The sequence below is a fragment of the Nitrospira sp. genome (assembly GCA_024998565.1).
In the GTDB taxonomy this organism is placed as follows: domain Bacteria; phylum Nitrospirota; class Nitrospiria; order Nitrospirales; family Nitrospiraceae; genus Nitrospira_A.
In genome coordinates, this window is record JACOEM010000014.1 from 65,221 (window position 1) to 88,235 (window position 23,015).

Annotated in this window: 18 protein-coding genes; 17 read left to right on the forward strand and 1 reads right to left on the reverse strand. The window is 59.5% G+C overall.

Features of this window, described 5'->3' with window-relative positions; all coding sequences use genetic code 11:
- Nucleotides 1-33: 33 nt before the first annotated feature.
- From H8K11_18290 to H8K11_18345, 12 genes are all read left to right on the forward strand, one after another.
- Nucleotides 34-1,659 (forward strand): B12-binding domain-containing radical SAM protein, encoded by a 1,626-nt coding sequence (locus H8K11_18290; GenBank protein MCS6265698.1) that lies wholly within the window; start codon nucleotides 34-36, stop codon nucleotides 1,657-1,659.
- A 30-nt stretch (nucleotides 1,660-1,689) separates the two neighbouring features.
- Complete coding sequence (locus tag H8K11_18295; protein MCS6265699.1) at nucleotides 1,690-8,250, forward strand: glycosyltransferase; 6,561 nt, start codon at nucleotides 1,690-1,692, stop codon at nucleotides 8,248-8,250.
- Nucleotides 8,240-9,433: a glycosyltransferase family 9 protein gene (locus H8K11_18300; GenBank protein MCS6265700.1), complete on the forward strand. Its 1,194-nt coding sequence runs from the start codon at nucleotides 8,240-8,242 to the stop codon at nucleotides 9,431-9,433. Before H8K11_18295 ends, H8K11_18300 begins: the two co-directional genes overlap by 11 nt.
- On the forward strand, nucleotides 9,430-11,247 hold the full coding sequence (locus tag H8K11_18305; protein ID MCS6265701.1) for a glycosyltransferase: 1,818 nt from the start codon (nucleotides 9,430-9,432) through the stop codon (nucleotides 11,245-11,247). The genes H8K11_18300 and H8K11_18305 overlap by 4 nt, the downstream gene beginning before the upstream one ends.
- Nucleotides 11,244-12,920: a glycosyltransferase family 9 protein gene (locus H8K11_18310; GenBank protein ID MCS6265702.1), complete on the forward strand. Its 1,677-nt coding sequence runs from the start codon at nucleotides 11,244-11,246 to the stop codon at nucleotides 12,918-12,920. The genes H8K11_18305 and H8K11_18310 overlap by 4 nt, the downstream gene beginning before the upstream one ends.
- A 45-nt stretch (nucleotides 12,921-12,965) precedes the next feature.
- Nucleotides 12,966-13,508, forward strand: coding sequence for a hypothetical protein (locus H8K11_18315; protein ID MCS6265703.1), 543 nt, complete (start codon nucleotides 12,966-12,968; stop codon nucleotides 13,506-13,508).
- A gap of 237 nt (nucleotides 13,509-13,745) precedes the next feature.
- Entirely contained in the window at nucleotides 13,746-14,573 is an 828-nt protein-coding gene (locus tag H8K11_18320) for a flagellin FliC (GenBank protein ID MCS6265704.1), read from the forward strand.
- A 67-nt stretch (nucleotides 14,574-14,640) separates the two neighbouring features.
- Nucleotides 14,641-15,000: a flagellar protein FlaG gene (locus H8K11_18325; protein MCS6265705.1), complete on the forward strand. Its 360-nt coding sequence runs from the start codon at nucleotides 14,641-14,643 to the stop codon at nucleotides 14,998-15,000.
- Nucleotides 15,001-15,027: 27 nt separating this feature from the next.
- Complete coding sequence (gene fliD / locus H8K11_18330; GenBank protein ID MCS6265706.1) at nucleotides 15,028-16,419, forward strand: flagellar filament capping protein FliD; 1,392 nt, start codon at nucleotides 15,028-15,030, stop codon at nucleotides 16,417-16,419.
- A gap of 14 nt (nucleotides 16,420-16,433) precedes the next feature.
- Complete coding sequence (gene fliS, locus H8K11_18335; protein MCS6265707.1) at nucleotides 16,434-16,826, forward strand: flagellar export chaperone FliS; 393 nt, start codon at nucleotides 16,434-16,436, stop codon at nucleotides 16,824-16,826.
- Nucleotides 16,813-17,157 (forward strand): hypothetical protein, encoded by a 345-nt coding sequence (locus H8K11_18340; protein MCS6265708.1) that lies wholly within the window; start codon nucleotides 16,813-16,815, stop codon nucleotides 17,155-17,157. Before fliS ends, H8K11_18340 begins: the two co-directional genes overlap by 14 nt.
- 57 nt (nucleotides 17,158-17,214) lie before the next feature.
- Nucleotides 17,215-17,826 (forward strand): PilZ domain-containing protein, encoded by a 612-nt coding sequence (locus tag H8K11_18345; protein ID MCS6265709.1) that lies wholly within the window; start codon nucleotides 17,215-17,217, stop codon nucleotides 17,824-17,826.
- 53 nt (nucleotides 17,827-17,879) lie between these two features.
- Here H8K11_18345 and H8K11_18350 read toward each other — a convergent pair whose 3' ends face one another.
- Complete coding sequence (locus H8K11_18350; protein ID MCS6265710.1) at nucleotides 17,880-18,809, reverse strand: P-loop NTPase; 930 nt, start codon at nucleotides 18,807-18,809, stop codon at nucleotides 17,880-17,882.
- 202 nt (nucleotides 18,810-19,011) lie between these two features.
- Between H8K11_18350 and H8K11_18355 the strand changes: the two genes are divergently transcribed.
- From H8K11_18355 to cpaB, 5 genes are all read left to right on the forward strand, one after another.
- A complete protein-coding gene (locus tag H8K11_18355) occupies nucleotides 19,012-19,314 on the forward strand; it encodes an STAS domain-containing protein (GenBank protein ID MCS6265711.1) in 303 nt (100 codons plus the stop codon).
- Between the two features lie 26 nt (nucleotides 19,315-19,340).
- Entirely contained in the window at nucleotides 19,341-20,990 is a 1,650-nt protein-coding gene (locus H8K11_18360) for a fused response regulator/phosphatase (GenBank protein ID MCS6265712.1), read from the forward strand.
- Nucleotides 20,991-21,116: 126 nt separating this feature from the next.
- On the forward strand, nucleotides 21,117-21,281 hold the full coding sequence (locus H8K11_18365; protein ID MCS6265713.1) for a Flp family type IVb pilin: 165 nt from the start codon (nucleotides 21,117-21,119) through the stop codon (nucleotides 21,279-21,281).
- A 42-nt stretch (nucleotides 21,282-21,323) separates the two neighbouring features.
- Nucleotides 21,324-21,842 (forward strand): prepilin peptidase, encoded by a 519-nt coding sequence (locus H8K11_18370; protein ID MCS6265714.1) that lies wholly within the window; start codon nucleotides 21,324-21,326, stop codon nucleotides 21,840-21,842.
- A gap of 146 nt (nucleotides 21,843-21,988) precedes the next feature.
- Nucleotides 21,989-23,015, forward strand: a 1,027-nt coding sequence (gene cpaB / locus H8K11_18375; GenBank protein ID MCS6265715.1) for a Flp pilus assembly protein CpaB, incomplete at its 3' end; no start/stop codon positions are given.

The window sequence follows — 23,015 nt, forward strand, 5'->3', positions numbered from 1 at the left end:
GGTGGATCAGTGGTCGCTTCTGTGAGGTGATGTATGAACGTGTTGTTGCTGTATCCCACATGGACCGGGGCTTATGGACTCTTCGGCCACTTCGCCCGCCGCAATTCGACCTGGCCGCCGTTGAACCTCGCGCTGCTGGCCGCCATTGCCGAACGCCACGGGCACAACGTGACGATCCTCGACGGGGAATCCGAACAGGTTCCGTTGGACGAGATGGTCCAGCGAGCAGTCGCGATGAAGCCGGACCTCATCGGTTTTACGGCGACGAGCCCCTTTTTCCATCTCAGTAAAACCGTCGCGGAAGGCATCAAACGCCTGGCACCGGACATTCCCATCGCCGTGGGCGGCCCCCATATCACCATCATGAAGGAGCAGGCGCTGTTGAGCTGCTTCGACTATGCCTTCATCGGGGAGGCGGAGGAGTCCTGGCCGCAATTCCTGAACGCCTATGCACAGGGCAAGGAGCTGTCGGCGGTCGCCGGGATCATCTATCGGCGGAACGGTGAGGTCGTCTCGACCGGTCAGCCGGCCGACATCACGAATCTCGACGCCTTGCCGATTCCTGCACGGCATCGACTGCCGATGTCCCGATACAAGCTTGGCACACTGCGCGGCCGTCTCCCGTTCACCTCGATTCAGACCATGCGCGGCTGTCCCTGGAAATGCATCTTCTGCGCCTCCGAAGCGCTGAAGACCACCGAGATGCGCGTACGCTCGCCCCGATCGGTCGTGAATGAAATGAAGCAGGTCGTGGAGACATTCGGTACCCGGCATTTTTACATCGTCGACGATGTCATGACGCTCTGGAAGGACCACATTCTGGAGATCTGCGACTTGATCGACCGGGAGGGTTTGCAGATTACATTCGAAGGCAGCACCCGAGCGAATCTCGTCGAGGAAGATGTGATCGCCCGGTTGGTCAAGAGCGGCCTCATCCGTCTGTCGTTCGGACTCGAAACGGTCGATCCCGAAATACGCAGGACGATGAAAAAACAGGTTCCGCTGGAGCACTACGTGAAAGCGAACGGGATCTGCAACAAGTACGGTGTCGAGGCCTTGAACTCCGTGATGATCGGATTGCCGGGGGAAACCAGAGAAACGGTCCGGGCGACCTTGAAATTCCTGCGGCAGTCCAGGGAAGTCAAACAGGCGAACTTTGCCATCGCGGTGCCCTATCCCGGGACCGAGTTTCACAAACTGGCGATGAACGGCGAGAAAGGCGTGCGCTTGATGACGCAGGATTTCTCCGAATACCGGCGCTATGGATCGGCCGTCACCACGGTGGGAGAGCTGACCCCCAATGACCTGATCGACCTCCAGAACGAAGGATTTGTGAGCATCTACTCCGCCCCCTGGCGCTGGATACCCATGCTTCAAAAACACGGGGTCATCGGCGGCTCGCTCATGCTGGTCCGTGTGGCACGCCTCCTTTCCAAGAAGCTGTTCGCTGGTTCAGGGCGGGCCTCGCAAGAGCAGCTCATCAGCCTGGGAGACGGGGCCTTCGGTCGCATTCAGGAACCGGCCATGAGTGCGCAGCCCGTGGGAGTCGGCCCGACCGGCTCGAGCAGCGCGGCTCCGCTGTTGACCATTGCGTCCTCGTCGAGAGCGGCAGCGGCGCCCGCCGGACATTTCGGCCATCCCAGCAACCCCAACGGCTAGCGGCTGGAGCAGAAAGGCATCCGACGCATCATGACAGCACGTCCACCCAGGAGAATCCTTCTCTTGCAGTTGGAGTTTCCAACATGGAAGCAAGCTCGCGCCTGGACCTATCCGGCCTGTTTTGGCGTCGCGGAAGGCTTACGGGCGAGCGGTGTGGAATGTGTCACGCTTCCGCTGATTGCCGATGCGCCCTATTCCAGCAAGACCTGGCTCGCACACATGAAGCGAATGGTCGGCGGCCAGCGGTTCGACCAGGTGTGGGTCTGGCTGGTTCATGCGCCCCTCGATGAGGCTATTCTACAATGGCTGAGTGAGTTGGCGCCGATCCGTGTCGGCATCATCATGGAATCGTTGCAATACAGCGAAGAGGACTACGCCTGGGCCCCTCATCTGCGGGCGCGGCAGGGATTGGTTGAACAGCAGGTCCGTGCATTAACCCATGTGCTCGTGCCGGACGAATGCGACGTGGAGGCAACTACCGCACATACGGGGGTTCCCGCGCTGTGGTGGCCGCCGATGGTGCCAGAACGTGTTCTGAACACACCGTCCAATCCGGCCGTTCATCGGGCCGGCGTCTTCCACGGCGTCCCCTATGGTCCCCGTGAGCAGTGGCTCCATCATCCTGCACTAAAGTCTTGTCTCACCTTCGCCCGGCCGTCGGCTCCGACGATGTTTCAACAACTGTTCGATCGGCTCCAGCAGTCGGCCATCCAACGGTTGGCCACACCTGCGGGCATGCCTGCTGAAGCACTGGCGCACTATACGAAGATGTTGCAGGAGGTGCGCGAAGGCGAATTCCGGGAGTGGATGAACCAATTGCCGCAATGGGCCGCGATCGTCAACCTTCCTAGCCTGGCGAGATTCTTCGGTGGCCGTGTCTATGAAGGGATCGCCGCCGGCCGCCCGGTGGTGTCCTATGCCGTGCCCGAACATCCGATGAACAATGGTCTCTTTGTCGAAGGGGAGGAGATCCTTTATTTTTCCCCAAGTCGGCCGGAGTCGCTGGCCGAGGGCTTGGAGCCTCTGCTGGCTAATGACGCATTGGCAAAGCGACTGGCCCACAATGCGCAACGCAAATTGCGGGCCTATCACACCAGCGAGCGACGGCTGGCGGACACACTGAGATGGATCGAGTCGGGAACCAAACCGGTTTATGGGATACAGGAGGCCGGCGCCGCCTACGCGTGTTCCTCCGCGCAGACATCGTCAGGGCAGGCAGACATTCCCGACCACGTGGTTCAAGCGCTCAAACCGCACCGCATAGGAACCGCCGACTGCATCGACACGACCATCTTTATCCTCACGGTCGACGATCCGGCGTATCCCGCCTGCAAGGCGGCCGTGGATGCTCAGCAAGGCGGTCCATTCCATGTCGAGATCATCCGTAATGTCGCGCCGTTCAGCGCGGCGGCGCAACGCATGATCGCGGACTGTCGCACCGAGTTCTTCATCCAGGTCGATGAAGACATGATTTTGAACCCCGACGCGGCCTCCAGGATGGCCGGCATCATGCGGCGGGCGCCTGCCGATGTGGGCATGATCTGTTTTCATCTCTACGATGAGGATCGTGGCTGCCCGATTCAGGGTATCAAGATCTACCGCACGGCGGCCATGAAGCCCTTCGCCTTCCAGAATGTGAAGGCGAGTGAGATGAATTTGCTCGAACAGATGGGCGAGCGCGGCGTGCATTGGGTGCTGCATCCGGATGTCCTGGGCCGGCATGGGACCCTGTATACCCCGGAGACCATCTACCGTCGCTATAAGACGATGTATGAAAAAGACATCCGGCAGTGGAATACGCTGACTTCGGATATCCGCAGGAAGGCCGAGCAGTTTCGATCAACAGGGGATCTTCTTGCGCTATTTGCGCTGCTTGGCGCTGCCCATGGAATCATCGAAGGCCCTCGATCAGTCGATCGGGAAAAGGATGCGCGAGCCTATGTTCTGAAAGAGCTGGACGTCTTCTCCCGGCTGTTTCGTGACAATCCACCGGTGAGTCAGCCCTATGATTCGACCCGGATCGCAACTCCGGTGGCGAATACACCCCTGACACCTGCAGAGGTGCCTTGGGCGGCAGAGACAGTCGTCGAGAAAAAGCCGGAACATCGGACCATTCAGATCGTTGCCTCGAGGCCGCAGCCTCAGAGTCATATTGCCTCGCGAATCCTCATTGTCACACCCTATTTTTGGCCTTCCGTCGGCGGGGTGGAAAAAGTGGCCGAAAGCTTGGCCGTCGGCTTGCAGTCCCGAGGACATGCGGTCGAGGTGGCGACCTATACGCTCTCTGAGCGCAAGACGAACTCTCATCGTGGCATTCCCATCATCGACCTCACGTTTCCCAGCGACTTTGAAACCGCCAGCCCCTATTCCATGCTGGAAGTGAAACGGTTGCTTGAATCTGGGCAGTACGACGCCTGCATCCTGCTGGGCGCCCCGCTGCATCTGATGTTTTATGCGCCCCTTGCGATTCCGAAGGATTGTCCCACTCGATTCATCCTGCAACCCACGATCAACAAAGAAATCGATGAAGCCTTGCAGGGGAGCGAGCAGGGCCGGACCATGTTGTCGCAACTGGGGCAACGGGTGAACGCAGTCGTCACGTTCGGCGGAAACGGATACGACGAACGGTTCTTTCAGGAACGTCGGATTCCAACCTGCGTCATTCCGAACGGCACGGCGGCACTCGCGCCGAAAGATGATTTCAGGCAGCGCTACGGGGTCGCCCGCGACACCTTCCTGGTGATCCACCTCGCCAATCTCTACACGGTCAAAAATCATCCGGGGTTGCTCGATGCGCTGGATCATCTTCCGGAAGGGGTTCAGCTGGTCTTGATCGGAAATGACACGCATGAAACCGAGTATGTCGAGGACGTGAAGGCCCGCCTGGCGGCAAGACCCGATGTCCGGTTGCTTGCAGGCCTGGACGCTGCGGATGTGGCCTCGGCGCTGTCAGCGGCAGATCTCGTGGTGCTTGCGTCGCATGCGGAGGTCTCTCCGCTGTGTTTGTTGGAGGCCATGAGCGTCGGCCGGCCCTGGCTCGCCACGCCGGATTGTGGAACGGCGGCTGAACACGCAGGTGGATTGGTCCTGCCGCTGTCGCAATTCGCTTCGGCAGTACGGCTGCTGAAGAATCATCCGGAGTTCTGCGCGGAGCTCGGACGACTTGGAAGGGAGCATTGGGCGCAGTCGCATGACTGGACGACCGTATTGGCGGCCTGGGAAGCACTGATCGAAGGGCGACCGGCCTCCCATTCCTTTGCCACACCAGTCTCCATCGCCCAGCGGCGGGACGCGCTCCGTGAACGATTCCGTCGTCTGCTGGCGCAAGCAGAGACTTCCGAAGTATCGCCTGCTTCAAGGCGGCAGCTCGAAACGAAAGGGGTCGTGATGGTCGGGTTGAATCGTGCACCGTTGGCCTCGGCAGGCCTCCAGGCCTTACCGAATTCCGCGCCGACGCCTCAAGAGCAGAAGCAGCAGGATCAGTTTTACGTCGACATGTTCGTCAACAGTCGAGGCTGGTCGTCGGCTGCACCCAATCCGGACGAAGCCGCCCGCTGGAGCAAGATCGCCGCGTTTCTCGAATATCTGCTCCGCCGCGTACGTCAGGCAGACCCGGACCGGCAACTGCACATATTGGATGTCGGCTGCGGGCGTGGCTGGCTGACCAATTTGGCGACGGCGTATGGCACATGCGAAGGCATCGAACCGGTAGCCGGCGTCATCGAGCACGCGCGAAGGTTGTTTCCACACCTGCGATTCGAAGCGGGCACTGCCCAGAGCGTGCTTACGCGTCCGGATTTTTCGCCCTACGATGTCATTCTCTGCTCCGAAGTGATCGAGCATATCCCGCACGGCCGGAAAGAAGGCTTCGTCGCGGAACTAGCCACACTGCTGAAGCCGGATGGATATGTCATTCTGACGACACCCCGCGGAGAGATGTGGGAACAGTGGAAAACGATCGCACCACCCTGTCAGCCGGTTGAGGACTGGGTCACGGAAGGGCAGCTCCGCACCATCTTCACATCGCAAGGATTTTGCGAACTCGGCCTGGAGCGGGTCCATGTTGAACTTCCGTCACTCCGGTACATTCCGGCGCCGACTCCGGCCGACTTCCAGAAACTGTCACTTGTACCCATCTATCAGATATGGGCCTGCCAGCGTCAGAGCGGATCGCCGATCCCAGCCTTTACTCGCACGCCGATGGTCTCCGTCATTGTGCCCACCTATAACCGTCCCGAGCGGCTGCAGGTGGCGCTCAGTAGTGTGCAGGCCCAAACCTATCAGGACTTCGAGATCATCGTCGTCAACGACGGTACGCTGGATGTGAGCGAGGTGGTTGCGCCCCTGAACAAAGACGGTCGTATCACCACAATCCGGCACGATCGCAACCGCGGACTCGCGGCGGCCCGCAATACGGGATTGCGCGCTGCCAAAGGCACCTACATCGCGTATCTCGACGACGACGACACCTATCTTCCGGATCACCTGGAGACCTTGGTGACGGCGCTTCGGAGCGGCGAACATAAAGTCGCCTATACGGATGCCTGGCGTATCCATGAAGTGCGGCAGGGCGGGGAGTATGTCGTCACCGGCCGCGATGTGCCGTATTCGCATGACTTCAATTGCATCGATCTGCTCCTCTGCAACTATTTCCCGGTGCTCTGTGTCATGCATGAGAAAGCCTGTCTCGAACAGGTCGGCGTCTTCGACGAATCGCTGTTCGCTCACGAAGACTGGGATCTCTGGATTCGAATGGCGACGCTGTATCCCTTCTTCCACATCAAGAAAACCACGGCAGCCTTCACCTGGCGTCGCGATGGCTCGTCGATGACCAGCAGCACCAGTGACACCTATCGACGCACGACCGAAATTATCTACCGGAAATACCGGCCCTATGCGGAACGGATCGCCGGCGTGCTCGCGGCTCAACAGAAGAAATTAGATCAAATGCGCGCGGAGGCCCGATCAAAGCCGTTCGATTGCTCCATCATCATCCCGGTCTGGAATAACCTGGCGCTCACCACCCAGTGTCTCACGGCTCTGGCGGAGGTCACGCAAGGCGTCTCCTACGAAGTCATCGTGGTGGACAACCACTCTACCGACGGAACTCCGGCGTTTCTGGCCGGACTTGGCGGCGATGTGAAGGTGATCACCAACGACGAGAATCTCGGATTTGCCAAGGCCTGTAACCAGGGGGCTCAGGCCGCCAAGGGCGAGTATCTCGTGTTCCTGAACAACGACACGATTCCTTTTGCCGGATGGCTCAGCGCGCTCGTGGACGAGGTCAAGACCCACTCCGACGTCGCCGTCGTCGGGAGCAAATTGCTGTACGAAGACCGCACGGTTCAACATGCGGGAGTCGCGTTCTCGCGTGAGTTCCTGATGCCATACCATATGTATCCGGGTGTGCCGGAGAATGCCCACTGCGTCTCCCGCCGACGGGAACTGCAATCCGTGACCGCAGCCTGCATGCTCGTCCGGCGCCAGGCCTTCGCGCAGGTGGGTGGGTTCGACGAGGGCTTTCAGAACGGCTTCGAAGACGTCGATCTTTGTCTCAAAATCGGTGAGAAGAAATGGAAGATCGTGTACCAACCCCACAGCACCCTCATTCACCTGGAAAGCCGCACGCCAGGCCGGAAAGCGCACGAGGAAGAGAATACAACCCGGTTCCGTGAACGCTGGGGGAAAGCGTGGTGGATTACAGACGAGGACCGGCTGCACTTTGACGATGGCTATTCGGTGCACACACGTCTCAATGACGGCATCCTCGGCTATACGCTCTATCTCATCACGGATCCCGCCGTGAAAGCGGAACGGGCCCTGGTCGCCGACCTGCAGCGTGCGACGGCCCTGAAAGATCAGGACAGGATCGTCGCGTTGCTCAAACGAATCGACGAATGGCCTGCCGACGCCTGGATTCTTCGATGGGGCGGGATACTAAGCGAGAGCATCGGACAGCCGGCCCTGGCCCTGCCGTTCTGGAGACGTGTGATCCAGCTGAAAGACGATCCTCAAGCCCGGTTGGCGTTGGCCAAGGAGGCGTTGGAAACAGGTGCCGTCAACGAAGCGGATCGCCATGTGACTGCCTTGCTACAAGCCGACCCGTCGCACGGTGAAGGCTGGCTCCTGCGGGGCATCGTCGCCATGCAGGTCAATGCCTATCACGATGCGGAGCAGGCGTTTGAGCGGGCGAAACTCTCCGGGGCCGATTCACGCAAAGCGTCGCTGGGATTGGTCATGGCCGCGATGGGAGCCAACCGCCCCGAGAACGCCTGGTCGCATGCGGTGGCGCTCTGCGCCAACGAGCCGGACGATGAAGAATGCGTGCATTGGATGCTCAAATGCGGAACGTCGCTTCAACGCTGGGATGACGTCGCATCGCGGCTCTCGTCGTTCGTTACCCGCAATCCGGGCAATATTGCTATGCGATTTGCCCTCGCCGGAGTATTGTTAAGAGCAGGACGTCGAGCGGATGCGCAGCGGGAATATGACTGGCTGCGCGCCATGGCGCCGACCTTCGAAGGCATGGACGAGTTGGCAAGACAACTGGCCGAATCCGAACGCCATCTGGTGCCGAACCATGCCGCATGAGCCCTCACCGGAATGCCGCGACCTCGTGATTCAACTGGCCCGTTTGGGCGACTTGATTCAAACGCTGCCCGCCATCGAGGCGTTGCAGGACGTGTATCCGGAACGAACACTGGATGTCCTCTGTGCCGCTCCCTTGACAAGCGTCCTCGCCGGAGCCCGTCGTCTGGGCCGTGTCATTCCCTGGGACGGGGCACAATGGCGTGCCTGGACCCATCAGTGGAAAGAGAATCCAATTCAAACCATGCAGGCCATGCAGGGCTACGTCGAGTCTCTCGGCGACATGGCGTACGCGCGTGTGTTTGCGTTGAATCAGCATGCACGGAGCCGCCTCATGACGCAGCTCTTTACAGGCCCTTCCTCGCGTGAGGATGAACAGAATCGTTCTGAGGCGCGCGCACGTCCATGGGCCGAGTATCTCCGGCATATCGCGACACAGCGCGGGAACAATCGGGTGCATCTGGCCGATGCCTGGTGCGGCATGAGTGGAGTCAGGCCACGAGGTCGGGCGCCGCTCTTCCAGCCTCCGGCCGTCGAGCTTCCCGACGACCTCGCTCCCATCGGTGAGCGGCAGGGTCTCTGGGTCGCGCTGGTGACCGGGGCGGGCGAATCGGATCGTTGCATCCCGGCTGCCACCTGGGGCCGGTGGACTCGAGAGTTTCTGACAGGGACAGACGAAGGGCAGGTCGTGCTGATCGGAAGCGGACGCGAGCGTGAAACCGGGCAGGCCATTCTCGAATCGATTCCCGCGTTGCTCCAAGGACGGGTCTGGGACGCGACCGGCCGCACAAGTATCCCGCAGTTGATGAAGCTGCTCCATAAATGCCGCTGGGTGATCGGTGCCGATACCGGCCCGCTCCATCTGGGCACGTTGATGGGCAGTCGGGCCATCGGATTCTATTTTTCTCATGCCCGGGTGCACGAAACCGGCCCCTATGGTGAAGGGCATTGGGTGTATCAACATGCCACGCAAGCCCAGCCGGAGCGCTGGCCCATCATCGAAAGTATCGCGTTGATCTGCGACGACCAGCGTCGTGCCGCCTCCGATTGGACCCTCTGGAGGAATCGTATGGACCAATGGGGAACGAGTTTTGATGACGGATCCGGACAAGAGGGTGTCGAAGACGCCCGCGCGACTGTCTGGCGAACCCTCTCTCCAACCTTGTGCGAATCGGTTGCCGCATGACTCTCTTCAACGACAACATCGCCCGGTTGGCCGCAAGGGATACATCCCTTGCCGCGGCCGTGAAAACCTCAGCCGGCGGTGTACTGACAATCGAGCCGGCACGGAGTGGCGTCCCTTCGGCTCGACGAGCCGGCCGGTGGATTCACAGCGCCTATGATCCGATCCGCGAGGCGGAGACATGGGCCGAAACCCATACACCCGTCTGTCGGGAAGGCGAGACCGTCGTGGTGGCCGGCGTCGGGCTGCTGTACCACGTCGAGGCCCTTCGGAAACGAGTGGCGTCGGAGATTGTGGTTGCGGTGCTGATTTCCGACCTCGACGAATTCCATGACGCGCTCGTCGCGCGGCCTCTCGAATCATGGGCCGAGAATATCCTCTGGCTCTCCGGTACGCCGGTTGAGATCGCTGACCGGCTGAGCAAGACGGGCCGGCCTTTGCGCTGTCTGTCCTATGCTCCGGCCATGCACAGTGATGCGAACTTCCACGGCACGTTCGAGCAGGCCCTGCGGCGCGGAGTAGCGCGCCAGACCGGCGGACAGCTGACGATTGCACTGGTAGGACCCATTTACGGGGGTTCGCTGCCGATTGCACGCTATGTGAGACGGGCCCTGGAAATGCTCGGGCACAAGGTGCAATGGATCGATCACAGTGTGCATGCGTCAAGTTACGAGGCCATGGGGGCGCTGAAAGATGCGCGCAATCGCCAACTGATGCAGGGTCGCTTGGCCGAAGTGTTAAGCCAATGGACCTTGGCCTCTCTGGCCGAGTCACCTCCCGACCTCGTCCTGTCGCTGGCTCAGGCTCCGTTGACCTTGCCGGTGCTCGAACATCTCCGGAAAAAGAAACTGCTGACCGCCATGTGGTTCGTCGAGAACTATCGCCACCTGACCTATTGGCAACAGATGGCACCGGGCTATGACTACTGGTTCGTGTTTCAACAGGGGGCCTGTCTCGATGCGTTCCGTCAGGCGGGTGCGCGGCATGTCGGCTTTCTACCCATGGCGGCAGACCCTGGGTTGCATCGCCCGATGGCTCTGTCTGATGAAGAACGGCGCATCTATGGTGCGGATGTCTCCTTCGTCGGCGCGGGATATGCCAATCGCAGGCGCCTGTTCCCGGCACTGCTACGCCGACCCTGGTCGTTCAAACTCTGGGGAAATGAGTGGGACGGGGCCGATGAACTTCGCTCCGTGCTGCAGCTCAACGGAGCGCGAATCGATACCGACACCTGCATGAAGGTGTTCAACGCCACCGCGATCAATTTGAATGTCCACTCCACGACCGGGGCGGGCCTTGATCCGCAAGCCGATTTCGTCAATCCACGGACCTTTGAACTGGCAGCCTGCGGCGCGTTTCAGCTGGTCGATTCCCGCTCCCAGTTGCCGGACTTTTTCACCGACCGGGAGATCCTCTCGTTCCGGAACTTCGATGAAGTCCCCGGACTCGTGGAGCGATGGCTCGGAGATCCTGCGGCTCGACAGGCTATGGCCGCTGCAGCCCGCGCACGTGTCCTGGGTGCGCATACCTATGTGCATCGAATGCGGGACCTGTTGGGACATATCGGATTGTCTCAGCCCGATCGAGTCGGAGCCGTGTTGCGGGGAGACCGGCAGCAGGAATCCCTGCTGTCGCGTTGCGCCGGGGATGTTCCGTTGGAATCGCTGCTCAAGGATTTTCCTGCCGGACAGCGGGTCGAGTTGAAGGATGTCGCCGCACGAATCCGCAGCAAAGGCTCGACCATGCCCCTCAAACGGGAAGAATTGATGGTCCTAATGTTGGATGAATACCGGAGCGAGACACGCGATTTGTTATGAATAAGCAGGTGCTTCTCATCAATATCACCCGGATGGGCGATCTCGTGCAAATGGGCACCCTGCTGCAGCGTCTCCAGCATGAGTGGCCGGGAGTCGCCGTCGATCTGGTCGTGGATCAACGGTTTGCTCCGATCGCGAAACTCCTGCCTCATCTCCGGCACATCATCGATTATGACTTTCATCGTCTGGTCGACGAGAGTCGGGCGCAAACGAAGGATGTCGTCACCCTCTACCGTGAGATGACTGACTGGGCGTCGCCGTTAATCGAGGCCGGCTACGATCGCGTCGTCAATTTGACCTTCAATCGCCGGAGCGGACTGCTGGCCTCCTACGTCGGCTCCAAAGAAATTCGAGGCATCGCGTCTCCGAAAGACGGGGACGTGGTCATCCATAACCCGTGGATGGCCTATTTGACCGATGTGCACAGCCAACGGCAGTTCAACCACTTCAATCTGGTGGATATCTACGCCTTGGGCGGAAGCGGGATCGGGCCGTTTGCGCCCTTGTCGCTCGACATTCCTTCGAGCACGGCGCAATGGGCACGTGAGTTTTTTGAACCACACGGCGGGCAACAGCTGCCTTGGATGGCGGTGCAAGTCGGGGCCAGCGATCCTATGAAGGCCTGGCGGCCGGAACTCTTCGGGCAGACCCTGGCTGTGCTGAGTCGGCAGACACGGGTCGGATATGTCTTCATCGGGACGGAGAGCGAGCGGAAGGCGATTGAAACTGCCCAGATCGCTTATCGGCAAGCCGGCGGGTCCGCGCCTCTCTGCGACGCGGTTGGACGGACGACGCTGCCTCAGCTCGCTGCGGTGCTGGCCCAGTGCCGACTTCTTCTGACCAACGACACCGGCCCGATGCACCTCGCAGTCGGAGCACGCATTCCGGTGATCGACCTTTCGGTCGGGCATGTCGACTTTCGCGAGACGGGCCCCTACGGACCGGGGCATTGGATCGTTCAGCCGGATATGGGGTGCGCGCCTTGTGGATTCGATCAAGTTTGTTTGCACCACGCCTGTAAGGATCGGCTGGTACCCGATCAGATTGCCTCCCTGTGCCTGCATGTCCTCACTGGAGCCGCATTTCCAGCAACATTGACCGGTATCAAAATCTATCGGTCCCGGGTGGACGAGGACGGCCTGGGAAGCGCGGATATCTGCGCGGGACGGGAAGATCCGACCATCGGCTGGTATGGCCGGTTCTGGCGTCGGTTCTGGTTCGAACAATTTACGGGCCGTCCCAGTCTGGTGCCCATGGTTCCGGAGCCTCCGCCCGACTGGAAAGAGAGTATGGCACTCCTGGACCGGCTTCTCCCTCTCGCAGCCGGGTTGGTTTCAAGAGCGAAGGAACTGGTGCGTTTGACCGCCAGACGGCCGTTGCCCGTCAGGGCCTTGCAGCAGATGCAACTCGAGGAGAACAGGGAGCGCCAGACCATTGTGGCGCTCAGTCTCCAATCCCCGGCGACCGCATCCCTGGCCGTGGCCCTGGTGCGGGATACCCACAATGACGACGGCCACGAACTGGCCGGCATGGCCGAAGCCCGTCTGGCCACCTATCGACGCTGGCAGAACAGGCTGCATACGGTCGCGGGCGGTTTCCGTGCTTTCAAGACACCGCAGGGTTTTGCAGCGCGTGGAACCAGGATGGCTATTCCCATGGCGCCTATCGGGTAGCGACAACAGACGTACGTTTGACACTCGGCCAAAGGAGTCTCGATCATGCATATCACCCTCGACGGCGAACAGTGGCAACTGCCGGATGACACGTCTCTCATGAACGCCCTGGCGTTTCTCAGCGACAAAGCCCATGCCCAACATCGCATCGTGACGTCGTTGACGGTCGGCGGGAGGGCCATCAGCGATCGCGATTTGGATCCGGCCTTTTTGAATCAACGCGGTCCGGAGGTGGGTGAGGTGGCCGGGCGATCTCAATCGCTGCACGCCATCATTACAGATGCGAAAGAGGCCATCGATCGGTTTGCCACACAGTTACGAGCCGATGGCCTGGGCCTGCTCGGCCCGCTACGTTCGGGCACCGGGCAGGTGGGAACCATCGATGCCTGGTTGGGCCGTCTCGCAGATTATACGGAAATGCTGGAAGCCGGCCAGACACAGGGCGTGGCAGGACTCTCGTCCGCTAAGCTGCTCCCGTGGATACAGGAACTCCTGGGCGCGCGAACCTTCGCCGACCCCATCCGCGTCGCGGACCTGATGGAATATGAATTATTACCCCTTCTTACTGAATCCACTCAGGCTGCTTAGTGCCCGTTATTCTCCGATAGGACTGCTCAACGGATGATGCCTCCCGTTACACCCGTTTCCTACCTGCCAGGGCGCTCTTAAGTCTTCCCGACAGCCTACCGATAAGGGGCACAGCAATACGGTAGCGAGGCGCAGCGGGGATGTGGCCACATCTCCATCAGGCCTGGTTACCATCTCGTCGGCACGGACGCTGGCGACGTTCCGGTAGTAGTGCGGAAGCTTCAGGAGGAAGTAGTCATGGCATTAGTCGTCAATACCAACGTTTCATCTCTGGCAGCCCAGCGCAACCTTTCGATCAATCAAGCCCAATTGGGGCGGTCGGTTGAACGATTGTCTTCAGGCTTGCGAATCACCCGTGCGGCGGATGACGCCGCCGGATTGGGCGTGTCCGAAACATTGCGGGCGCAGATCCGCAGTATCAATCAGGCCAATCGAAATGCCGGCGACGGCATCAGTTTGACGCAGGTGGCCGACGGCGCGGCTGCCACCATCGGCAGTTTGCTGTCTCGTATGCGTGAGTTGGCGACTCAGTCTGCCAGCGGGACGCTGGGAACGACCGAGCGCTCCTACCTGGACCAGGAGTTTGTTGCGCTGCGTTCGGAAATCGATCGAATTTCCACGACGACAGAATATAACGGTCAGCCGCTGCTGAGTGGAAGCAGCAACACGTTTGAGGTCTTCATCGGCTTCAAGAGTGGATCAGGCAATTCCTTGTCGGTTGCGTTGGCCGATCTCGACGTCGCGGCGGTCGGATTGACCGGTGCGAGTGTGTCGACGGCGGCAGCCGCACAGACCATGCTTTCGAATATCGACAGCGCGATCAGCGCGGTGGCAACCGCCCGCGCGAATTACGGGTCGATTCAGAGCCGGTTCGAAGTCGCGATCCAGAACTTGACGGTCACGGCAGAGAACTTTACCGCGGCGGAATCTCGGATTCGAGACGCGGATATTGCCCAAGAGACATCTGTGTTCACGAAGAACCAGATCCTCACCCAATCCGGCATCGCGATTTTGGCGCAAGCCAACTCGTTGCCACAGCAAGCCTTGGCGCTGCTGCGAGGATAAGGCATCAGTCGCGGGATAGCCCTCCCTTCGGGGAGGGCTATCCACGGATTGAACCTAGGAGGGTAATATGGTCCACCAGGTTTCGAATCATACGGACCTCTCCGCAGCCGCCACCCATGCGAGCCAGAGCGGACCTCAACATGCCGTTGAAAAGAAGGTTGAGGCCCAGCTCCCTGAACCTGAAGCGTCCACGCCTGAAGTCAAAGGGAAAGATCTGGAACAGGCCCTGTCGCGAGTACGCGAGGTGTTCCAGAAGGCAGATTCCAGATTGGAGTTTACCGTCGATCCGGATCTTGATCGGGTGGTGGTGAAGGTCATGGACGGGGAGTCAGGAACCGTGATCCGCCAGATTCCGCAGCAGGAAGTCATTGATCTTGCGAAGAGGTTGGAGACGCCGACCGGGCTGCTCCTGCATCACAAGGTGTAACCTGCTTCACGACATGAAAGGGATGTCATGGCGATTAGTTTCGGCGGGTTAGGAAATGGTGTGGACTTTGGTCAAGTCGTCTCCGAGTTGGCCAAAGTCCAACGCCTGCCCATCGACGCATTGACGGCGAAGAAAAAAGATCTTCAGACCAAACTCACCGATTACGGGTCTCTGGGCAACAAGCTGCTCGCGCTTCAGAGCGCCGCGAATGCTCTCCGGCTTCCAAACAGCTTCAATCGATCGACCAGCACCGTCAGCGACGACAATATTCTTACGGCTCAAGCCGGCGCAGGAGCTGCGACGGGCAGTTATACGGTACAGGTTACTCAGCTGGCCAAAGCCAATCAAATTACGAACAAAGCCGCCAAAGCTGTCTCCGGCACCACAGAGGTGGTCTCGAGCGGCGCCGGCACCTTTACCTTTCGGGTCGGCAGCGGAACGAATCAAACGGTCAGTCTCAGCGCAGGCGCCACACTCGACGATCTCCGTTCGGCAATCAACGATCTGGGAGCCGGTGTCACCGCCTCCGTGATCAATACCGGAACGGAAGCGAGCCCGGCTTATCGGCTGACCTTGAGCGCTACCTCATCAGGCGCGGACAATACCATCACGGTTGTGGCCGATACGACCACCCTTGATTTCACGAACACGAGCGGGACGGGCGGTGCCGATACGTTGCAGGCCGGGCAGAACGCCATCGTGGTGATCGGCGATCCCGACCAAACCACGATCTCCATCGAGCGCGCGTCCAACGTGATCACCGATGCGATTCCGGACGTCACTCTCACGCTCAAGTCGAAAACCGTCACGACTCCCGATCCGGAACCGGTCACGGTGAATATCAGCACGGATCCGGAGGGCGTCAAGACCAATATCAAAACCCTGGTGACCGCCTATAACGACATCGTGAAGTTCGTCAACGAGCGGACCACGTACGACATCACGACGAAGACCGGCGGGATCTTCTTCAACGAGGGCACGGCGAAAAACGTCTTGAGCCAGTTGCGCACAGCCATCTCGGGAGAGGTCAGTGGACTCTCCACATACAAAACACTCGGCGAGGTCGGATTTAAAACGGAACGCGACGGGACTCTCACCATCGAAGACGCGAAGTTGGACTCGGCGATGGCGAGCAACTATGTGGCCACACGGGCCTTGTTCGTGACGCAATCGACCTCCAGCGGCATTGCCGACCGTCTGGTGAAAGCGGTCGATTTACTCGACAGCGTCGACAGCGGTGCCTTCACGGTTCGAAAAAACTCCATCACCAGCCAGATCAGCCGGCTTACCGATGAAATCGGCCGCAAGGAAGACGTGGCTGCAGCTTACGAGGAGCGCCTGCGACTTCAATTCGCCTCGTTGGATGCGTTGTTACAGAAACTCCAATCACAAACCAGCGCCCTCCAGGCGCTCAGCTAAGTCATAAGGTCACTATGATCGCCACTGCCGCGAACGCTTATCAACAGACTCAAGTCATGACCGCCAACCGGGTGCAATTGATCGTGCTGCTGTACGACTCCGCGATTCAATCGATGGAGCTGGCCCGGGAAGCCATTCTCACGAACAACTACAAGGATAAGGCCCGTTTTCTCGATCGCAGTATCGCGATTGTCGGGGAACTGTCCAGCGTCCTGGACTTCGAACGAGGCGGGGAGATCGCAGTCTCGTTGCACCGGTTGTACGACTACATGGTGCAGCAATGTATCCAGGCCAATCTTCGACACAACGGCAAACACCTGGACGGACCGGTTCGCTGCCTGACGACGTTACGCGAAGGCTGGCAAGTGGTCGCACGGCAGGAAGCGGTGGCCCATGTCGGCAGCTAGTTTCCCCGATACCGGTTCTCTCCAGGATCGCCGCTCCATCGAACTGCTCACCATCCAAGCTCTGGAGGCCGCTCAGGCCGGCGACTGGGATCAAGTCGACGCCTGCTATAGCGCGCGCGAACGTAGTCTTGCCGCCTGCAAACCTGATCGCACAGTCGCACAACAACTGTTGCGCATGGATGAAGAAGTGCGCGCGGCCATCCTCGTGGCGCAGGCAGGGATATCCGCTCAACTAACCGATGCCGCTCAAGTGAAACGACACCTGCGTCAATTACGTGAAAGTAGCGGACAACTGGCCTCCGAACGTGTCACGATAGATCGTGAAGCCTGACGAGCGCGTGCCCAGACCCTATGCCTCGCTCGTGCTCCTCCACCGCAGAGGTTCGGTATGACTCCGTCACATGACCGGTTTCGTCAGAGCCCCTACACCGACATTAAAAACGAAGAGCGACGCGAATGGCTGCGCATCGAAGATCGATTGCTGCTCGAGTATCGTCGTTTCGACGAACCGGCCGAAGTCATGAACGCCCACCTTCCTCCGGCAACGGAAGATACGATCGCCACCGCTGTGTCAAAACCGACCATTGATCTGCTGGTCCGGGCAGGGGAGACTTTCGCCGGATCGCCGCTGTTACCCTGGGTCTCCAAAATCGACTGGATGCTGGAGACGATTCTCAAATCCCTCGTGAAAAGTCATCCCGGGAGCGTCGCCATCGCACGGCTGACCGATGTCGATATCAGCGCGGGAGGACTGGGATTCGATACCCCGCGTCTGTTTCAGGCGGAGGACCTCTTGGTGTTGAAGGTGATTCTGCCTCCATTCAGCATGATCGAGGCGACGGCGCGCATCATCCGGGTGACACCGGCCGAGCGGGACTCGACGGGCTACCATGTTGCCACGCAGTTTGTGGAGTTGGGCGGGGACGAGCAGGAGCTGATTATCCGGCATATTCTGCAGGTGCAAGCCGAACGTCTGCGGGCGAGAAAAGCGGCACACTAGGCACGTCGATGAGGCGCGGGTCGCGATGTGCCCCGCATGGTTGACACCGGGGTTTAGGCAGCCTGTTCAGGCGAAGGAGCGGTCTCAGGCGGGGCCGTTTCCGGATGGGCCAGGAGAGTAAGGAGCGTTTGAGCGGCTTGTCCGAGAGCCAGGGATGCGGGCGCCGTGGGCTCAAATTCGACGACCGGAAGATAACTACGCACCGCTCGTGTCATCGCCGGATCATCCGGAATCTCCCCCAGCATCATCAGATCCCCACCGACATATTCCTGCAATAGCTTCTTCAACTGCAGCACATTCACACGCGACTTCCCCGAGACCCGATTCACGATCAGATAGGGGTGAAATCCCTGGAGTGTCCGGCTGGCGGTCTCCTTGGCATGAGGATCGGTTTCGCTGACCGCCTGGATGACTTCATCGATGCTGCAGAAATCCCGATCGGAGAGGGTCTCTGTGACGGCATCGCGCGACAGGAAGGCCGACAAGACACGACGAATCGCTGCCAGCTTGATAAAGCGGTAGAGGTCGAGCACCGACGTCGGATCCGGAGTGGCCACTGTCAGATAGTGGTCCGCCATCAGAAAAAAGTCCAGCGCATGATAACTGGTGCCTGCGCCGATATCGACAATGATGACATCGGCTTGCAGTTGCCGGAAATGGCGAATCAACCGCTTTTTCTTGGCATAGGGAAGATTGGCCGTCGCCAGGGTATCGCCTGTGCCGGGAATCAACTGGAGAAAGGGGTGTGCCGAGACCTGCTGGAGGACGTCATCCAGACGTTCAACCCGTCGTTCAACAAAATCCGTCAAGGTGCGAGGAGGGTTGAGCATGCCGAACAGAATATGGGCATCCGCGCCACCCACGTCCAGATCCGCCAAAACTACCCGCTTGCCTTGTTTGGCCAATAACATGGACAGATTGGCGGCGATCACGCTTTTTCCTACACCGCCCTTGCCTGAGCCGATTGAAACGATCATCGCCATAAGAAATGGTCTCTCACCGTTGTATGTGTGTCGCCGTTTCTTCTTTCGGTCTGCAGGAACCAAAACCTTAGCCCCGATGCTTCACTCCGCGTTGCTCGCTTTCTCAAACTACAGGAAATCAAACTCGTCCGCACGTTTTTCTTTAGATTTCGGGAGCTATTGCCGATACCGGAGGCGACCTTTGATAAAGAATGGAGGAGCCATGTTCAAAATTGAGGAATCCAGCGATGGAGCGACACTGACGATTATACCGGCTGGACGCTTCGACGCGAGGATGCATCGTACTTTCCTGGAAGCCTATACGACGCGGCCTCTCCCGTCGAGCCATTACGTGGTTGACTTTGGACAAACGGAATATATCGATAGCACAGGATTGGGCATGTTATTGAAATTACGCGAGTTTGCCGGTGGCGAAAAAGCCCGTGTCCATCTCTTGAAGTGCTCCCCGCAAATTAAAAGCATTCTGTCTATCGCAAATTTTCACTCGTTGGTCACCATCCCATGAAAGTCCTTGTAGCAGACGATACGGTTGTGAATCGGCAGATCTTACAGACCTTGCTGCGCAAGGACGGTCACAGCGTGGTGTTGGCTGAGGATGGGAAACAAGCTGTCGCCCAATTTGAAAAAGAACAACCAGATTTGATCATTATGGACTTAATGATGCCGGAAATGGACGGCAAAGAGGCAACTTTACTGATCAAACAACGATCCGACACGCGCTTCGTGCCGGTTATTTTTTTGACGGCCGTGACAGATGAAAAAGGTCTGACCGAATGTCTTGCCTCCGGGGGAGACGACGTACTCACAAAACCGTATAGCCTGCCCCTCCTGCGGGCGAAGCTCTCAGCTTGGTCGCGCGTGCAGGAACTCCACGCGCGAGTCACGGAACAGAAGCAGGAACTTGAATCGTACCGAGACCGCTCGTTCTGCGAAATTGAGGTGGCCAATGAGATTCGTGCAAAAATCCTGGCGACTCCCTGCATGGAGCGAATGGGCATCGACTACCATGTGGCACCTGCGGCCATCCTTGGCGGCGATCTCGTATTAGCCGGGACGACTCCGACCGGTATTCTTCATGTCCTCGTGGGCGACTTCACAGGCCATGGTTTGTCCTCCGCAATCGGCGCATTACCGTTGGCCGACGTGTTTTATCGAATGACCGAACGAGGGCATGCGCTAGGGGATATTTTACGGGAGATCAACCGCAAGTTGAACCACACGATGCCGATCGGAATCTTCTGTGCAGCCAGCGCAATCGAAATCGATCCGGTCCGCGGCCGGGCATCGGTGTGGAACGGCGGGCTTCCACCGGTCTTGGTCATCAACCCGAGTGCGGGGGTTCGGTTGCAATGGGCATCGCAACATCCTCCCCTAGGAGTGCTGCATGCCGAAGAGTTCATGCCGAATCTAGAAAGCTATGACATACAGCCTGGCGACCAAATGATTCTGTATACGGACGGCGTGATCGAAACGCGCAGCCCATCGGGGGAGCTGTTCGGTGAACCTCGGGTCCATGAAGCTGTCACGCAAGGTCCGGCGTCGCATACATTCGAGGCACTCGTGGCTGCGCTCACGGCCTTCGCCGATGGAGGCATCCAAGAAGACGATATTACGGTGGTCGATGTGCCTTGCGACATCGTTCTCGAACGATCCGCAGTAGGGGCTAATCCGCCATCACGGGAGCGTTCGTGTCAGCTTCCTTGGCACATCGAGGTTCGATTGGGGCCTGACGCAATGCGGACGGAGGATCCGCTACCGGACTTGATGCAGCTGGTGAGCCTGCTACCAGGTCATGCCCGCCACCGGGAGCGCTTCTTCACCGTGTTGACGGAACTCCTCTCGAATGCAATCGATCATGGCGTACTGGGAATCCAATCGAATCTGAAAACTTCGCCCGATGGATTTGACGCCTATTACCAGGAGCGCGACCGACGCCTGGCCGCATTGCAAGAGGGCTATGTGCAGATCTCCTTAACGCATGCTCCATCTGCGAGCGGGGCCCGATTGATGGTGCGTGTTGAGGACAGCGGGGCGGGATTCGATGCTACCCATCCCGCCGCACCGTTGTCCACGAATGATTCGATGTTCGGTCGTGGGCTCGCGCTCGTCCGCGCACTATGTCAGAAGGTGACATTCCATGGCGCTGGCAATTGTGTGGAGGCAATTTATAGCTGGGACTGACGACTATCGAAAACAGAGCGGCTGGGCTTAAGTGTGACGGGTATTCCTCCGATACATGAGTAGGAAGGGGTAGGCGCCGGTGACCTGCCTACAAAATCTGGTTCTTTCTAATTAGGAGAGAGTGTCATGCTGAATGCCATGCGACGATTTTTCCACGAAGAAGACGGTGCGGCGGCCATTGAGTATGCATTGATCGCATCTGCGATCGCTGTGGTCATCGCCACGGCAGCGTTTACGCTCGGTGGCAATATCAGGAACATGTTCACGCGATTGGCCGGTCTGATTCGCTGAACCCATGGCCGTGCCATATCTCCCTTCGAGGCGACGATGGACATGATGCTATTCGTTCTGGTCGTGGTGGTCCTCGGGGCGCTCAGCGATGCAGCGAGGGGTCTGATTCCGAATTGGCTCACGATGACAGGTGTAAGCGGCGGCATCATCTTGCAGACCGCACACAATGGCCTGAGCGGCCTGGCCGCTAGTTTGGCCGGGTGCTGTGTCGGCATCGCTCTGCTGATCGGGGTCTATGCATGCGGCGGAATGGGGGCCGGAGACGTGAAACTTCTTGGCGCGGTCGGAAGCTGCTTAGGACCGTTCGGCGTGATGCAGGCCGCCGTGGCCATCGCCCTGTTCGGCGGGCTCTATGCACTGGGCGTCAGTTGCCGGCACCGGGGATGGCGGACGATGCTGCGGTCCGTCTATGCAGGGTGTCTGACGATCGCGCTCACCGGTTGTCCGGCGCCCTCTGCAACGTCGACCGCTCCAGAACCGTTGCTCCGGTACGGTATCGTGATCGCGCTCGGGACGGCACTGACACTGTGGTGGCGAGGAGATCTGTCGTTGATCTCTTGACGGATCGCATGAATAGCCGGGAGACGGTGGCACCCTGTCACCTTCCCGGTCGGGCGAAAGCCGGATGAACATCGCAGCGGCAATCTGGGAGAGCGCATGTTCCGGGATTCAGCAGGCGGCAACGTTGTATCGCGAGGAGCATATATATGGCGCTGACATCTCGGCAACGGGCACTCCTTGTGATCGGGCTGGGGGGAACGATCGGAGCGGTGAGCAGCCTGCTGGCGTATGGGTATGTCCAGCAATTGCTGGACGAGACGCGCACGGAGCTCAGTGCGACCAATCGGAACACGTCTGTCGCCGTTGCGACCCACGCACTTCCCTGGGGAGCCGTGCTGTCCGCCGATGCCGTCCGTGTGGTGCCCTTTCCATCCGACAGTGTTCCTGAGGGGGCCTTCTCCTCCGGCGAGGAGCTGATCGGTCGCGTGCTGTTGACGCCGTTGGCGTCCCAGGAACCTATTCTTGCCTCCAAACTCGCGCCTGCCGACGTCACGACCGGCGGTATTGCGGCCCTCACCCATCCTGAGAAGCGCGCCATGGCCATCAAAGTAGATGATGTTACGGCAGTCGGAGGGATCCTGAAACCAGGCGACCACGTGGACGTTTTGACCACCATGTCGCGAGTGCTCAACGGCGGTGAACCGGCCACGAAGCTGGTGTTAGCCGATATTACGGTGCTGTCGACGGGACTGGATTCGTCGATCGCCAAAGAGGATGAGTCGCTTCTATCAGGCCAGAAGGCCTCGCGCACGCCGCCTACCGTCGTCACACTGGAGGTGACTCCCCACGAGGCGGAGCGGCTGTCACTCGCATCAATGGAAGGAAAAGTGCATCTGGCGCTCAGAAACCCGCGCAGCGCGGCAACCGTCGTGACACCGGGTGTGACTGTGTCATCGCTCTTCGGTGCCCAGGGGGCCGACTCACAGCAGAACGCTGTGACGGTGTCGCGACAACGAAGAATCGTTCGTGAGCGGCCCTCCGATCGAATGATCCGCACGAGCGAGAAGGAGCAGTCTCACGTATCGAGCGCCGAGCCGACGGCAGACGCATCGACAACCGTGGGCACACCGCCTCGGCTTCAGCCCTATGTGCATAGTCAGGCAGCGGTGGCGACCGATGCGGAAGCGGGAGGCGCGCTCGCGCCCCCCGACAGCACCGGCCCCAACAGGTCGG